1 protein-coding gene (only partly in view) is annotated in these 17,957 nt (G+C 72.5%); it reads left to right on the top strand.

The annotated features are described in order from the left end of the window. Window positions 1-78 precede the first annotated feature (78 nt). On the top strand, window positions 79-17,957 hold the 5' portion of the coding sequence (locus tag KV381_RS03325; protein WP_218784440.1) for a lonely Cys domain-containing protein. 14,917 nt of this gene lie beyond the right edge of the window; the window shows 17,879 of its 32,796 coding nt (coding positions 1-17,879); its start codon is at window positions 79-81; its stop codon lies beyond the right edge, outside the window.

Raw genomic sequence — 17,957 nt, 5'->3', positions numbered from 1 at the left:
GCGCAGCGCAGGCCGCTCCCGTACGCGACCGGGAGCGGCCGCTCCGTCCTGCCCGCACGGTCCCCGGGGCGGCAGTCGGTGAGCATCCAGGTATCGCCCGAGGTCAACGCCATGATCTTCATCCTCACCGGGGAGAAGCTCATGGACGCCGACGAGGACCTCGCCTTCGAGAGCCGTCGGCCCTACTCCGGCCTCGGGCGCAAACTGGATCGGCTGTCCTCGCTGATCGACAAGTCGATCCATGACATCGGCGAGTCCATGCCGGACGATCTCGCCTCGTCGTACGCCAAGGCGATGGGCATGCTCATCGATGACGGCGGCAAGAACTACCTGCGCGAATTCTCCGACCAGCTGGACAAGATCGCCGAGGGCCGCCGCAAGACCTCCATGGACATCATGGAGTCCAAGTGGCAGGTCATCGCCGAGATCATCCGGCTGCTCATCGAGATCGCCATCTACCTGGCGATGTCCTTCTTCACCGGTGGCGCTTCGGCCAGCCAGATCATGATGGCCAAGCTGCGCAGCCGGTTCTTCATCCTCACCACCCTCAGCCACCTCCTCCAGCGGCTGCACCTGGCGCCCTCGCTGACCGAAGCGTTCGCCGAGGCGTTCACCACCTTCGCGGTCCGGCTCGCGATGATGAACTTCGCTCCGGACGGGCGCCGTCCCGACGGCATCGACTGGAGCGACATCGGCAAGGCAGCCGCGTTCGGCGCGGCAGCGGGTTTCTTCACCAGTGTCTTCGACAAGTTCGCCAAGGACATCGTCCGCAGTTTCGACGGCAACTTCCTCAAGGGAGGCCCGGACCTCGACTTCAAGAACCCCAAGTGGCGGGACACGCCGGACGTCGACCTCAAGCCCAACGGCCCGACCCCTCACCCCAACCCCAAGCCGGGCCCCGACCTCGACGATCTGCCGAAGGACCGCCCCGACCCGAAGCCGTACGGCAACGGCCCGACCCCCTCGCCCGGCCCCGTACCCGTCACCTTCCGGGACGGTCCGCTGTCCTTCCGGAACAACCCCGAGCTGTGGCGGAACAACCAGATCCTGCGCTACAACTCCGATCGGCCGGGAGCGCTGGCCGGCCACTACGGGCTCAAGGGCACGGCCGACTTCCTCGCCGCCGGATCCGGCGAGGCCCTGGCGGAGATCCTGATCAAGGGTGCCTTCGACGGTGACTGGTCCACCAGCTGGACCACCTTCGTCGGCGCGGGAGTGAGCAGCCAGGTCGAGTCCACGCTCTCCGACACGGCTCTGAACAGTGGTGCCGAACTGCGCCATGTCATCGACAAGTTGCGCGTCCAGCCGCCGCCGACCGTCTCCTCGGGCGATGTCGGTGCGCCCGGATCCGGGGAATCCGCCGGCGCCGAGGACTCCCGCGGTCCCTCGCGTACGGAGGGAAGCGATGGCGGGGGCAGCACCGGCGGCGCCGGACGTGGCACGCCGCCGCCGCTCGCCCAGCAGACCACGGGCCACAGCGACCTCGTCGGCAGCGAGCCGCCGCCTTACGTCAGGGACGGTTCCACACCGTTCAGCTCCGCACCGCCCCCGTACAGCAGTCCGGCGCCTCCGGCGTACACCCCGGGCCCGATGCCGGTCACCGCGGCCGAGAACGAGCTCTGGCAGCAGGTCCACAGCGGCCCGGTGGAGCTGCGCGAGCAGGTGCTGCGCGATCTGGCGGCGCTGCGGGGCGGCCAGACCCCGGATGCTGCGGAGATAGAAATCCGCGGTCGTCTTCAGGACGGCCTGTCGGGCATTCCCGAGGTACGGGTGGTGCCGGGCGACAGCTCCCCGGCCACCCAGGTGGACACCGACGAGGTCCGCCGTGCTCTCGGCGGTTTCGACACCCAGGTCACCATCGACCGCCCGGCCACCGTCGGCTCCCCGGGGCCGAGCGGCGGCCCGGTCGAGGGCGGTGCGCCGGTCGGCGAGAACGTACCGGTGAGGGGCGATGCGTCGGTCGACGGGCCCGTGTCCGTCGGCGGGACCGGTCCGGACCCGGCGGTTCAACGGGACGGGAGCGACGTCGGCCTCGGTGACGTCTCCGGCATGAGCCGGGACAGTTCCGGCCCGGACGTCCTGGAAGAGACCGGAGGCCGGAAGGCTGACCCCGGTCTCGTCTCCCCGGCGGACGGCACCCCGGAGCAGTCGGACGCACCCACCGCGCCTCATCCGGACGCCGTCGCCACGGACCGGCCCGCCGATCCGACGACGGGCTCCGCCGCCGACGCGGACACGTCGCCCTCCGACGGCTCCGCCACCGCCGGGACGCCCCTCGGCGAGGCACGAGGCGGCGCGTCGGATGCGGATCTCGCGGACGGCTCGACCGAGGGGAGCGGGCGCACCGATCCCGTGTCCGGTGGGACGGAAGGCGTGCCCGTCGCCCCCGCGGCCAACGCCGCTCCGGGGCAGAGCGGTTCCGCCCGGCCAGGAGGCGCCCCCACCACCGCGAGCCCTCCTGCCGCGGGACCCTCGACCGGTCCGGCCCAGGGCACGCGCACCCCGGACGCCACCCCTTCCGCGGACGGCCCCGGGACCACCACCACCGAGGGCGCGACGCAGACCACGGACGAGGACCACTCCACGCGGACCGTTGCCGACGACGCCCCTCGCCCCGGCTCCGACCCGTCCCGGTCGAGTGACGTCGACACCTCCCGGGCCACGGACCTGAACGTGACCACGGACTCCGGTCCGTCCGCCCCACCGTCGAAACCGAGCACGGTCGGCTCGTTCGCCGACCCCGCGGGCCAGGGTCCCGACAGCGCCGTCACCGACGTCAGGACGGCGCCTGACACGTCCCGGGAGACGGGGAGCACGACGGCTCCGTCGCTGACGATCGTGGTCTCCGACGCGGAACCGCCGGGGGAGGGGACGCCGGAGTCGGCCACGCTGCTCGACGCGGCGGGAACCGACCGGGTCGTGGTGCTCGGCCCCGTGACCACGGCTGACGGCACCGGCCCGGTACGCGCCGCCGTCGAGGTGACCCGCGAGGCACCGGGCGCTCCGGTGCGGGTCCGTCCTCTCACCGGGCCCGGCACCGCCGCGACCGCGGACGGCACGGTCTTCCCCGGCGCGGATGTGCTGCGTCCGTTGGCCGACGCCTTCGGACCGGCGCCCCGCCCCGCCCCGCCCAGCAGCACGGCTACCCCCTCCGCTCCCTCGGCCACCTCGTCCGCGACACCCGCCACGACGTCCTCCGACGGCGATGTCCCGAGGAAGCCCACGACGACAAGCGGTCCGGAGAAGCCCGCTTCGACCGTCGGACGTGACCGGGAGAAGCCCGGGGCCGCACGCGCCGACGGGGTCGTTCCCACCGTCTCGTCGGGCCCCGGGAAGCTCGCCGCCTCATCCCGCCCATGGACCGGAACGGCCTCCTCCGTGCTCCTGGAGTCGGACCCGGGCGACGGCGGAGGGCGGGGCACCGGAGGGAACACCTCCGGGACCGGCGGCGGACGCGGACCTGGCAGGGGATCGGCCACCCCGCCCCCCGTGGAGACCGCCCCGGACGACACGCCGGCGGCCACGCCGCCGCCCGCGCCCCCGTCACCGGCCGGCCGGGTCGTCACACGGCCCGCGGACGGCGCCACCGGTGACGGACGGTCCGGTGGCGAACCGTCCATCACCACGCTGGACGGCGCGACGGTCCCTCTCGCACAGGTGCGCCGCTGGGTTCCTGAAGCGGCGGTGCGTCCCCGCCCCGGCCAAGCCGTACAGACACTGACGGTCTCTCAGAGCCCGGCCGAGGACGGTACGGAGCGCAGCGCGGGTCGTCGTGCCCTGCTGGGCCAGGACACCTTCCGTGGCGTACGGACCACACCCCCGCTCCCGGGCACGGACACCGTGACGTCGGCCACCCCCGGCAGGATCTTCACCGGCCCGCCCACGCCGCTGCCCGCTTCCGGAACCGAACGGGGCGCCGACGCCTTCGCCGGGCACGGCAGCTCTCGGACCGTTACCCTCGGCACCGACGACGCCACCCGGCCCACGGTCAAGGTCAGCGGGATCCAGCTCGGCGAGGTCCTCAAGTCCTGGGCGACGGACGGTTCGCAGGACCGGCCGCTGCTGCTGTTCTCCTGCGAGACCGGCCGCCGGCCGAACATCGCGGGCCTGGCGGTGGCTCAGCATGTGGCGAACCGGACAGGCCGCTCCGTCTACGCCCCCACCTCGGAGGTCGGCACCGCCCAGGACGAGGACGGCAACGTCTGGCCGGTGCTCACCGATGGGGCGGACGGACCGGGCCGGTGGCGGCTGTTCACCCCGGAACCCGCCGGGGCCGATCTGGACGCGCTGGCACGCGAGGCGGGGCTGCACGCGGGCCCCGGCCCTGCTGATGCCTTCGCCCGCGCCCGTACCCTCCAACAGGTCCGCACTCTGCGCGAGGTCCTCGGTCCGGACGCCGAACAGCAGCCGGAGAACCGGCAGGCACTGGCAGCTCTCGCCTACGTCGACGGTGTGCGTTGGCGTGCCCCGGGCACCGCCGCCCGCTACGGCGACGGTCGTATGACCCCGGACCTGCTGGACCGGATGGTCACCGACTGGCACACCGCCACCAACCTCACGAACGTCGACCCGGCCACCGGACCCACACCGGGGCAGTACAGGGCATTCCTCGAAGCCGCCGCCGAACTGCGGGCCGGTGCGACCCCGGCGACGACTCTCGACGTCCTGCTGCCGCCCCCACCGCCCGAACTGCCCCCGGACACCTTGGTCTCGCGGTCCGATGCCCTGGGTCTTTCCTATGCGCGCTCCGCCGAGATCGCCTGGTCACTGTCGAACGCACCGCTCCCGTTGCCCGAACTGGGCCTCGGCCCCGAGGACACCGCCGAGCTGGCCCGCCGTCTGCACCAGCCGGAGCCCCCGGCGCCGCCCACCCCGACCAGGCCGCACGACGTGCCCGAGTCCGGTGGGATCCCGCCCTTGCCCGCGACCCCGGTGAACTCCCTGGTCGTCGATTCCTACACGGCTCGGCATGTGTATGGCATTCCGGAGAAGAATTTTTCCAAGTTCCGTGATGTGGCGCGGGATCGGAATGTGGTCGTGGATGTGCGGCCGACGAATCCGTCTGCGCCGAAGTGGTTGGATGCGGGGGCGATGCCGAAGCCGCAGGAGATCAAGGCGAAGACGGTCAACGAGGTTGATGTTCTGTTGGGGGCCGATGCGGGGAACGTCGGTCTGGTGGGTTATTTCAAGCCGGTTCTGCCTGCTGAGGGTTCGGTTCCGGTGGATGCGTGGGACGGGGTGGTCTCGCGGTTCAATCAGCGGTCCGTGGAGTTTCATGAGTTGGCCGGGAAGATGGCCCGGTATGAGGCTGAGGGCACGTTCACGGTGCATGACGGCATTGTGTTCGGTTTTGATGGTGAGGGTGGGCGTCGTCCGATCACGGGAGATCATGATCTGTTCGATGTGTCGTCTCCGGATGGTTCTCGGATTTCGCATCCGGAGCATGATGCGCTGATTGATGAGATGCGGGCCAAGGACATGGCGGTGGCGCATGGTGCGCACATGTTCTGGAATCCGCCGACGGCGTTCGACAAGTCGGTCTTCGACAAGATCGTCGGTTCTCATCAAGGGCCTTCCGGCGAGCCGCTGCTGCGCTTCACTCCGAACAGCGACCACGCCGTGCTCACGTGGACGCAGAAGCTCAAGCCCGGACAGGTCGATTCCTACACGGCTCGGCATGTGTATGGCATTCCGGAGAAGAATTTTTCCAAGTTCCGTGATGTGGCGCGGGATCGGAATGTGGTCGTGGATGTGCGGCCGACGAATCCGTCTGCGCCGAAGTGGTTGGATGCGGGGGCGATGCCGAAGCCGCAGGAGATCAAGGCGAAGACGGTCAACGAGGTTGATGTTCTGTTGGGGGCCGATGCGGGGAACGTCGGTCTGGTGGGTTATTTCAAGCCGGTTCTGCCTGCTGAGGGTTCGGTTCCGGTGGATGCGTGGGACGGGGTGGTCTCGCGGTTCAATCAGCGGTCCGTGGAGTTTCATGAGTTGGCCGGGAAGATGGCCCGGTATGAGGCTGAGGGCACGTTCACGGTGCATGACGGCATTGTGTTCGGTTTTGATGGTGAGGGTGGGCGTCGTCCGATCACGGGAGATCATGATCTGTTCGATGTGTCGTCTCCGGATGGTTCTCGGATTTCGCATCCGGAGCATGATGCGCTGATTGATGAGATGCGGGCCAAGGACATGGCGGTGGCGCATGGTGCGCACATGTTCTGGAATCCGCCGACGGCGTTCGACAAGTCGGTCTTCGACAAGATCGTCGGTTCCCATCAGGGGCCTTCCGGCGAGCCGCTGCTGCGCTTCACCCCGAACAGCGACCACGCCGTACTCGTCCACCCCGCATCCCGCCCGGTCGGGAACCGGAAATCGCCCCGCGAGCACACCGCTGTCCCGGGCCTGGCGGGGACGGTCCAGGCGGACGGCCAGACCTTCCACAGGATGCCCACCCGGGGCGACGGGGACTGCCTCTTCCGGTCGCTCCTCGACACCGCGCGCAGCCACCCTGTCCCGCCTGCCTGGGCCGCGCGGAACGTCGCCGGACTCCGCGAGCTGCTTCGTGACCGGCTCGCCGGCTCCGAACTGCTAGCCCCGAACGTCGAGGCCGCCCCCGATCCGGTGCTCGTCGTCGTGGACGACCTGCGGATGGCCGCTCTGGACCGGGTACGGAACGCCGAGGAGCGGGACCGGACACGGGAGCGCTGGGACCGGATCGCGCAGGAGGTCGTCGAGGCCGGGGACGAACGCCGGTGGCGGCAGATCCTGGAGGAGAGCGGATATCCCCGCCTCGCCGCGGTGGCACCGACCCCTGCCGACGCGCGGCGGCTCGGCACGGACGGGCTGATCCTCGCCGCGGCCGAACAAACGGCCCTGTGGTCCTCACCCTTCGCCGACGCGCTCCCGCTCGCGCTGGCACACACCCTCGACATGGAGCTTCGGCTCGTCCGGCCCGACGCTTCGGCACCGGAGGGCGTCTCCGTCATTCCGCTCAACCCCGGAGGCCGTGGCGGCACCCTGCACGTCGCCTACAACGGCTCCGACCACTACGACACCCTGGTTCCGGCCACGGCTCTGCCCACCCCCACCCCCATCCCCGACCCCGCTCCCACCCGGGCCACCGAAGATCCGGCCGGCTCCGACGTCTTCGGGGAGTGGCTGCGGAGCATGGGGGGGATCACGGATCTGGACGTCCCCGCGAAGGAGAGCCCGGCCCCGGACGTCTCCGCCGAGGAAAGCCCGGACCGGGGCGATCCCGTCCCGCTGGAGACGCAGCTGGAGCGGTACCGTCCGGCACGACTGCTCACCGGCGAGGACGCCCGGCCGCCGGGCCGCGCACCGCGCACCGTCACCTTCGACGACGGCAGTCGCCTGCCCACCGTCCTGATCAGCCCGGACGCCGATCCGGGCGACGGCTCCACCGGACCGGGCGCGCGGCCCGCCGGGACGCCGAGGACCGGACTCCTCAACGGCCCGGGCGTCCTCACGCTGCGCTCACCCGAGCAGGTGGCGAAGGAGATCTTCGACCGGCTGCCCAAGAAGCTCCGCGCCCAGTTCGACGGGGCGGAGCTGCTGCGCCTGCTGCGGGACCAGCCCGGCGCGTTCACCTCCCCGCGCGGTGCCCGCCTCGTCGGCCGGGAGAAGTCCGGGGTCGGCCACGAGATGATCGTCGAGGCCGTCCCGTACCACCGCTGGGAGCGTTTCTCCGAAGCGGGCGGCGCCACCGTCCGGTTGGACACGATGAGGCGCGGCCAGGCCGGTACGGGCGGCGGGCGCAGCGTCGGTGTCGGCCGCCGGGTCGCCGCGGCGCTGGGCATGGGCCCGCCCCTCAACTGGATGCTCAAGATCGGCGTCTCGCTGGGCTGGACCCGCAGGACCGACTACACCTTGGGCACCCAGGCGTACCACCAGAGCGAATACCGGGCCTGGACGGGGTCCCACCTCCACCTGGACGATGTCCACTACCAGGTGCGTGTCGAGCGGATCACCGAGGACCCGTCGGCCCCCGTACCGGGTGCGCCGCCCGCCGCCGCACCCCACTGGCAGCGCAGCGAGGTGCACTCGGGCGGGTTCGCCATGCGCGACGGGTTGAGCTGGCGGCTGCCCGACGACCTCACCGTGCCCTTCACGGGGCCGAAGCGCGCCCCGGAGACGCTCACCTTCCCGGATGGGGTCGAGCCGCGGATCGCCGACACGACCGCCCTGCACCTGACGGATCCGCCGGAGGAGATCGCACTCGCCATCTCCGGTGCACGCCCCGGAAGCTCGGCGCATCGCACGCTGATCTCGTACGTACGTCCCGGGCGGCTCCTCGGCCTCTTCGGCCGCCTCTCCGGACCCGTCAGCGGGCCCGAGCTGACCCGGGGCAGCGGGCAGCACCCCTTGGGCCATCTGATCGTCGAGAGGTCGATCCCGCACCGGGCCACCCTGGTCACGGAATCGGTCAAGGCCGAGATCCGGGACCTCGCCCAGACCACCTACCAGAACCAGCGCGCTCACGCGCGCAACACAGCTTTCGGCGTACAGGTCACCGCGGGGCCGAACAACACCCTCATCGGCCCCGAGACCGACGTACGCATCCAGGCGGGTGCTCTGGTCCGTACCGATCTGAGCGCGGGCCGGAGCCACTTCCTCGGCGCCGACTCCGCGCGCAAGGTGACCGGCCGCGTCCGCAACCAACCGGTGGCGCTCTACCGGGTGGAGCGCACCCTGATGGTCCGCAAGGCCGGTCAGCCCAGCTCCGCGGCCCGGCCGGTCCGCGTGGTCAGCCTCGACTGGTACTCCACCCAGGACGCGCGCCGACTCGCCGGCTGGGACAGCCGTACACCCGGAGCGACCGGGCCGAACCCGACCGCCGAACCGCCGGTGCCGTGGTACCTCACCCGGGAGGACCCGGTGCACCTGGGCGGCCAGGTCCGCGCCGAGGGCTTCGTGCCGGACCAGCGGCCCCCGGCCCCGACGACGGCCACGCCTGCCCCGGTCGCCGCGACGACGGCTCCCGCCCCGGCGACGACCACGCCCGCCCCGCCACCGGTCACGCCCGCGCCCGTCCCCCAGGACCCTCTCAAGGCCTTCGCCGACACGGTCCTGGACACGCTGCACCGCGCGTACCCGTCGCTCTTCGTCCCGCCGCTGATGCTGCGCCACCCCCACCTGGCCAAGCTCTGGTACGGGGACGGGCGCATGCGGACCGCTCTGCACAACGAGCGCCAGGTGCGCGAGGCGCTGAACCGGCCGACCCTCGCGCAGAGCCTCGACGATCTGACCACCACCGGCGTGCCGGTCACCCTGACGGAGGACGGCAAGGTCCGCCGGGGGCACCACACGCTCATCCTGCGCGCCCGGCTCACCGACCGACGGTTCGAGACCACTCTGAGCGAACGCTCGCTGCGCAACGCCGTCGTCGGCACCGAGATCTCCGGTCAGGGCCAGCAGGATTCCACCACCCTCTCCGCCGGCGTCGAGCTGGGCATCTCGCCGCGCGAACACGACAAGGACCCCGGCACCGGGCTGCCCCGTCAGGCGGGCAACGTCTCTCTGGGCGCCCGCTACGCGCAGACGCGCACGCGGGCCACCAAGAACACCGTCGCGGTCACCCACGATCAGCTGGCCTACCAGAACAACGCCGACCTCTACAGCTACCAGGTGGAATTGGGCGCCACCTTCGAGGGGCACCGCCGCCCGCGCGGCTGGACCCGGCTGGTCTCGGTGGGACTGCTGGGCGCCGGCGTCTTCGTCAGCAAGGTCGCGGAGCGCCCGCTGTTCGCCCGGGGGACCGAGACCGTGGGCCGGGTGGAGCTGGCCGTCCCCGCAGCCCACGGCTCCGAGCGCCACGCCCCTGTCGACCCACCGGCCACCGGCCCCGCGCCGACGCCCGCACCCGCCCCCGTACCGCGAACCCTGTCCTCCACCGAGGCCGACCAACTCCTGGACGGCACACGGCCCTTGCCCCGGACCTCCGCGGCCGACCGGCAACTCGTGAACAAGCTGCTCAGCGCCCCGCACGTAGTTCTCGGTGCTGAGGGCGGCGAGCGGCGCCAGCAGCTCGTCCAAGACACCGCCGACCGCGCCACCGGCGACTCCTGGCACGTCAACGCGCCCGGCACCCCGATCCGCACGGCCCTGCGCCGGGCCATGGCCAACCTCGGCGTCGCCGGGCAACTCGGCCAGTACCTGGGCCCGTTCGGATCCCGCATCACCGGTCTCACCGGGGCGGGCCCCTTCTCGACGCACTACCTCAAGGCGGCGGTGCGGGGCGAACTGGAGAACCTCCGCGTCAAGAGCGACCCGAAGCCGGGCAACCTCGAAGCCACGATCGGCAACGAGCACCGCGTCGCCGGCACCTCCGGCCGCGGTTCCCGGACCACCCTCGGACTCCAGGGCGCCGTGACGCCGGTGCAGCGCGTCCCCGGTCAACAGGCGCTGGTGGGTGCGTACTCGTCCGCGTTCCAGTACGCCTGGGGCAAGGGCCGCAGCGTCTCCCAGACCCTCACCCGGGGCCGCAACACCACCCTCAGCTATGCCGGCCGGATGTACCTGGTGGTCGCCGACGCCGCCGAGACCGTGGCCGTACGCGACCGCTGGACGGCCGCGATGGGGACGGTCGGCACCCGGGCCGGGGGCCGGATCAGCTCCGCCGCCGGCCGGATCTCCGGCCGGCTGGGGCGCGGCCTCTCGCCGCGCCGCGCGGCCGCCGCACTTCACCGCGTCCGCGACGCGGTGATGTTCCACCTGCCGATGCAGGACGCGATCGAGGCAGGCCTCGCCCCGGACGGGCTCGGCACCAGCACACCGGACAACCTCGGCGGCGGCTACCGGCTGCCCCCGTTCCTCCGCCGCCGCCACTTCCCCTCCCACCCCAGCGGCCAACTCGACGCGAGCCGGGCGGCGCAGCGGCTGATGGGGCAGCTGGAGCGGATGGGCGTGCCGTCGCACGACCGGGAACAGGTGCTCCAGCGCCTCTCGCCGGACTTCCTCCGCTCCCACGTGCATGAGTTGACCACCGACGGGATGGCCCTGCCGGTCCATTACCGCACCTGGTCCAGCCCGCACCACCTGCCCGTCGGCGGCAGCCCCGGGCAGCTGCGACTGACCCTGACGCCGGTCACCACCACCGTGGAACGGCTGCGTACCGGCTATGAGTTGGAGGACTACCGCACCACCGCCCGCGACGACGTCGACGGCCGTTCCCAGGACCGTGGTGCCGATGCGACGCTCAGCGCGAGCGAACGCGTCGCGGGCAGCGGGGTGCTGGTCGCCAACCCCGCGCTCCAGGGCACCGCGGCCAAGCAGCGGTCGAGCAACGTGACCGAGGCGGTCGGCAGCACCTCGATGCCCAACATCGCGACCACCCAGGCACACGCCGAGATCGTGACCACCTACACGCTGACGGCCACCCTGGTCGACGCGTCCGGCAAGCCGCTCGGCCCCACCGCCACCGCCCCCGTCGGCAGCCTCAACGAGATCCTCCCGGCGAGCCTGCTCACCCCGGACGGCGACGGCGCCGACGGTGCGCTCACCGAACAGGACGTTCCGGAACCGCCGCGCGCGGTCACGATGCTGACGGCAGATCAGGCCCTGCCGGACTCCATCGCGCAGTGGCGGACGGCAAGCGGGGAGACCGGTGGGAGCGACCCGGACATCCTGCCCTTCGACGATGTGATCGGCTCCGGCATCCTCGCCGTGGACATCCTCGGCTCGGCCAATGTGCAGGACGCCCTGACCCTCGCCACCGCACGCGCCGACGGCTTCCCCGGCGACACGGACCTCGGCAAGCGGCACACGGACACCACGCTCACCGAGCGGGTGCGGATGGCCCGGCACACCCCGCTCACCGCCCTCGGCACCGCCCCCGCCCAGGCCCAGCAGGAGGCCACCTCCCAGGTCGGTCTGACCGCGGGCTTCCGCGAGGCGCTCGGGGCCGACGGCTCGCCGCTGCCCACCCAGTCCTCCGCCCGTCTCCTCGGCCAGTCCCACACCGCCGACTCCCGTCTCTACGCCAAGATGCACCGGAGCGGCGCGCGACTGCTGGCCGTGGAGAACAAGCCGCGCATGGAGGCCATGCAGCGGCGCAAGACCGGCGACGCGCTGGACGCCGGCATCACCGACAACGTCGAGGGCGCGATCAGTACGTCGCCGCTGGCGGGCAACAGCAACGCGGGCGTGACCAACCCCGGCGCCACGGTCCCGATCGGCGGCGCCAACGACTCAACCGCGCTCAAGAGCGCCACCGACACCACCCTCGGCACCCACGTCAAGGTGGTCACCGACCGCAGCATGCTCTTCGCGGTCCCGGTCAGCTGGCTCTCGGTGGCCGAGGTGGACCACCGGGTCACCGACAGCCGGCCGCTGCAGGCCCTCGGCAAGCCCAGGCGAGGCCCGCGCGCCGTCGAGGCCGAGACCACCGCCCTGGTCTGGCTCCGCGAGGACATCGCCCGGGACTACGGCCTCCTGGACGACACCACCTTCCCCGACGAAGCCCGCGCGGCCTGGGACGACCAGGCCAAGGCCGCGGCCGACCTCGCCACCGCCGAGAAGAACTACTACGACGCCCGCGCGAAGACCCGGGAGACCTGGCTCGACCTGAGCCCCGAGGAGCAGGCCGCGCTCGGCGACGACGACACGTCCACGGTCCTGCCCCGGACGGTCGCCGCGTCCCCGGCCGTCGCCGCCTGGCAGACAGCCCGTGAAGAGGTACGCCGGTGGCAGCAGCGCCTGGAGACCGCCGCCGACGATCACCATCGCCTGCACCGGGCCGCCGCCCGGCTCACCGCTCACCACCAGGGGCTGACGCCGGACAAGGACGCTCCACAGGAATACGCGGCACCGGACTGGCGCTCCGAGGCGCCGGAACCGTACAAGGTCACCGATGCCACGGACACGGCCCCGCGCACCCTCACCTCCCCGGACGGTGCCACGACGCGTGACGTGCACGAGGTGCCCCACGACGGAGCCTCGTTCTTCCACGCGCTGCTCGCCACCGCCTCCAGCACACCGGACCGGCTGCCCTACCTGCTCGGCGACGACCTCGCCGCCCGGTATGCCGCGAACCCGGGCGACCCGGCGGTCACCGCCGAGGCCGTGACCTCGGTACGCGACCGGCTCGGCTGGGCGTTGGGGGACCCGGCCAACGAAGATCTGCTGGACGCCCTCGCGCTGGACGCGGCCGACAGCTTCACCCAGGACGAGATCGACGCGGCGGGCATCCGGCTGACCCCCGCGCAACAGGCCGAGTTCGACGCCCTCGGGCGCCTGCCGCAGACGCTCTGGCCCAGCCCGGAACAGCGGGCCTCGCTCGCGCTCTCGGCGCTCTCCCGTCCGTTCACCGCCGAGCCCACCACCACCGCACCCGGTGCCGGAACCGAGCAGCCGGCACGCCGCGCGGGCGACCACGGAGGGGCGGATCTGCTGCCCGCTCTGGCCGCCCGGGTGCTGGGCATGCCCCTCACCGTGGTCACCGGCGAGGGGCGTGACCAGGTCTTCCTGCCGCGCGGCGGCGATCCGGCGTCCCTTCGCCCGGCGACCGACCCCGTGCTCTTCCTGGCCGACGGCTACTTCCACGCCGCGTTGCCCCCGGGATCCCCGGCCCCCCGTACCGCGGCTCTCCCCGGGCCCGCGTCCGCCTCCGACGCGGAGACGGACGGCGGCACCCGGACCGATCCCTCCGCGCACCGCACCCACAGCGCGCTCCCGTGGGCTCCGCCCGCCGACGCGGCGGGCCCCCGCTACCGGCTCGACCGCCAGGGGATCCTCACCGCCCCCGACGGAGCCACCTACCGTCAGGGAACCCCCACCGGCCGCGGCAACGGCTTCTTCGGCCTGCTCTCCGCCGCCCTGGAGCAGGCCGCGAGCCGGCCGGGCCTCGACCAACGCGAGGCCCGTCGGCTGACCCGGCGTGCCGAGGAACCACCGGCCGCCCTGATGCGGATGAACGGGCTGCCCGGCACCCCGGAGGAGCGCGGGAAGCTCTTCGACCCGCCCCCGATGGTCGTCCGGCCCGGCGCGCCCGCCCCCAGCCCACAGGCGGTGGACAGCCATCTGCGCCGCTACCTCGCCACCGCCCCCTGGGGCCCGGACGCCGACCGCCTGTTCGCCGAGTGGGCCGCGTCCGCCACCGGCACCGTCGTCACCCTGATCGAGGAGAACGGCACCGCGCACACGTACCCGGGCCCGGCCGCGGCCGGAGAACCGCACATCCGGCTCCGCCGCCGCGGTGGCGACTTCGTCCCGCTCACCGAGCTGACCCCGGCGACCGCCCCGGCCCTGTCCGGAGGCACCCCGCTGCCTCCGCCGCCCGGCCGGGACACCGTCGTACCCACGTCCGGGCAGCCGAGCACGGTGCCGGCCCCGGCGAGGGCCGCCGTCCCCCCGCCGACCGGCGCGCTCGCCGACCTGGCGGCCCTGCTGCCCGGTATGACGGCCGGCGACCGGGCGAGGGAGCTGGCCCTGCTGTCCGCCGCCGACCGGGAGCGGCTGGCCGCCGACCCAGCCCTGGTGGCGGAGCTCCGCTCGACCCTCTCCGATGACGAACTCGCCGCAACCGCGGCTCAGTTGCTCGTGCACGTGGCATCCGGCGTGGACCAGCCGGTGTCCGCCGGACACGTGGCACGGGAGCGGATCGCGGCCATGCTGCGCGACCCCGCGGTGGCGATCCGTCTGCTGGAGCGGGGCGCCCGGGTGCTCGTGGTGCCGAAGAACGAAGCCCTGACGACGCTCGGCCCCTTCCGTGAACTCGCCGGCCGCCGGCTCTCTCCGACGGAACAGCGCACCTGGGACACCGTGCGTGGCGTGGGCCAGTTGAGCACGGGCGTCACCGAGGAGAACCTCCTCGGCGAGACCACCGGCGTGCCGGGCGCGTCGAGCTACGTGGACGGGTACTCCACCACCACCCACGAGTTCGCGCACACCATCCACCTGTACGGGCTCAGCGAGTCCGACCGACGGACGATCACGGCCGCCTACCACGCGAAACTGAACCCGACCGACGGACAGGACCCCGCCCACGTGGACTGGCCGGACGGTCCCCGCCGCAGCGCGGTGGACGGCCGTCCGACCGACAACTACGCCTCCACCAACGAGTTCGAGTACTTCGCGCAGGCCGTCAACGCCTACCTCTCCACCAATACCGGCCATGACCCGTACACGCGGCAGCCGCGCAACAACGGCCCGGACTGGGTACGGGCCAACGAGCCCGGCCTGCTCCCCCTGCTGGAGCGACTGTTCGGCGCCACCCCCGGGCAGGACGGCCCCGGACCCGCCAACCCCGTCGAGGCCACCCGCGCCGAGAACGAGATGTACGAGGGGTTCCGCGCGCTCTGGGACCAGACGGAGGGCCTCCACCTCGCGCAGCCGCACCCGGCCGCCCCCATGCTCCCCGCCACGCCCACCACGGCGGACGCGGGGACGACAGACGACGGACCGACCGCTCTGCCCCCGCCGCCCGACCGCCGCAGCGGCTGGGCCGAGCCGCCGGAGGGACTGATCGAGTCGCTGGACCGGTTGCGCGCCGGCGACCCCGACGCGGAGGCGTTGTCGCGCTTCCGCTTCACCGAGACCGGCGACAGCGACGACTCCGCGAGCGTGGAGAACGACGCCGGCACGGTGCCGCACGGGTGGGGGGACCTGCTGTTCGGACCCGCCGCCAGGTACGACTACTCGCCCGAGGCTCTGGCCGAAGCCGTCCGGTCGCTGGAAGAGCTGTCCCGCCGGGACGGTGCGCACACGTCGGTGGCGACCGGCGTCCTGGACAGCCTGCACGACCTGGCCCGGCGGGTGCTGAACCTCGACCCCGGTACGCCGGTCGGGCCGCGCGACCTGCTGCTGCTGGGATCGCTGGCGCTCAGCGCCTCGCCCGACGAACTGGCCGACGAGGACCTGCTCGCCGCGTACCTGACGCGCCTGGACATCGCCCTGAGCGAGGGGACCCTGGTCGTTTCCGGGCGCAGCACCGGACGGAACTGGGCCGGTGTCGGCGGCCGGACGCCGCCGCTCGACTCCTACGCGGCACAGGACGAGAACGGCCTCCAGACCATCTGGCCCGCCCCCTGGCCGGCCGCATACGTCGTGCTGGCCCAGCCCTCCGGCGACACCCTGCCTCTGCACACCCCGGACGGAACGCTGCGCTTGGAGGAGCCCGAGCAGCTGGCCGGGCTGGTGGCCCGTGATCCCCGCAGGGACGAGGGGACGGACGTGGTGCTCGCCTTCTCCCACGAGGAGATCGAGTCGGTCGCGCGCTTCGTGGCGGATCTCACCGGCTCGCGCGTCTGGTTCCCGAACCTCACCGGCTCCGCCCTCGGGGGATCCCCGCCCACCGTGCGGTTGGCCACCGACTGGCGTGGCGGCCCCGACCGCCTCTCCATCGGTCCGATCCAGGGCGGTTCGACGCACGCATGGATGTCTCTGCGGCCGGGACAGGAACCGGTCGCGGGCGAACGCGCTCCGGACGGCCTGGAGACGGCCGAGGAAGCGCCCGACCGGACCGGGAGCACGACGGCCAGGGAGGCGCGCAGGGCCCGGCCGCTGCTCACACGGAATTACGGGATCATCGACCGGCGGGGCGACGGTGTCCTCTTCCGCACCATCGGCAACGGTGACCTGCGGTGGAACGCGCCGCGAGCTCTGGAGGGCACCGAGTACGCGCCCGAACTCGCCCTGCCGGTCCAGCTGTGGGACGTGGCGACGACCGACGACCGTCCCGTGGTCCGGATCTCGGCCGACCGTACGCTCGCCGTGTTGAACGACGCGTACGGGCAGCAGGTCTATGCCACCCCGCGAGCGGTCGAGGAGGCCACCGCCAAGCTGAAGCGGGCGGGACTGATCGTCCGGCTCAGCACGGACGACGAGCTGGGCATCGTCCTGCCGCTGCCCGGAGGGGGCAGCCGACAGCTCTTCCGGGTCACCCCCTTCTTCGTCAACCGCGAGGGCGACTCCACCGAGGAGGTGTGCCGTGACTTCGCCGACATGCTGGCGGACGAGGGCCGGACGTCCCACCTGATCTTCCGCACCCCGCACGGCGGGCCCGTGGTCACCGCGCCGGTGAACGCCACCAGCGGAACCGAGGTCACCGGCACCCACCACCTCGCCGAAGGACTCGCCGAGGCCGCCGACGGCGACGTATCCCTCGACCGGGTGGACTCCCACTGGGCGGCTTCGCTGGTCCGTCAGGACGATCGGCCCGCCGGCGGCGACGACACCGGTCCCACCCCCGCCGAGGCGTACGGCAGCGCCCTCAGCCTGGAGGCGGCCGACGACCCCCGGCGCGAGAGACTGACGGCGGCGGCCCTGCGGATCGGGGTCAACGAACACGCGTGGGCCGATGTCGGCGAGGGCTATCTCGTCCAGTCCATCGCGGCACCGGGGGAGAACGGCCCGAGTCTGGCGACGAACTACGCCGTGCCGTCGAGCCCGCCCGACGCCTCGCACTTCGGCTACCACTTCATCACCGTGGTGCTCGCCAGCGAGGACGGAACCCACCAGGTCTCCCTGGAGAACCACGCCCGGCAGTACCAGCACGAGGAGCGCTACCGCAGGACCGTCACCGCGAACTACGAGGCCCGCACGATGGCGGAACTGCAGGAGCTCAAGGAGGATCTGGGCCGCGAGATCGCCCGGCAGGAGGCCGACGGCGTGGATGAGAATCTCAGGGAGGTGCAGCGCTTCCGCGATCTCACGATCCTCCTGATCAGCGCCAAGAACGCCGAGGAGACGCGGAACACATTCGCCGTCGGCACCCCGGAACACACCCAGGCGCACGCGAGGTTCACCGGCCTGCTGCGGTCGGCCGCCCAACGGGTGAGGGGCATCGAACGGGTCGTGCCGGGCAACCGGCGCTGGTACATGCGGATGTACACCCAGCGGCCCGGGGAGTCGGCGCACGACGTCAACGCCCATCTGGTGGGCGATGAGCCCTCGGCGGAGGCCAACCCGCTCACCGCGAGCGTCGTCCGGGGTCAGCAACTGCT

It is taken from the genome of Streptomyces sp. WY228, assembly GCF_019287315.1.
Taxonomy (GTDB): Bacteria; Actinomycetota; Actinomycetes; order Streptomycetales; family Streptomycetaceae; genus Streptomyces; species Streptomyces caviscabies.
Note: the sequence above shows the minus strand (reverse complement) of the source record. Positions and strands in the feature narration are given on the sequence as shown.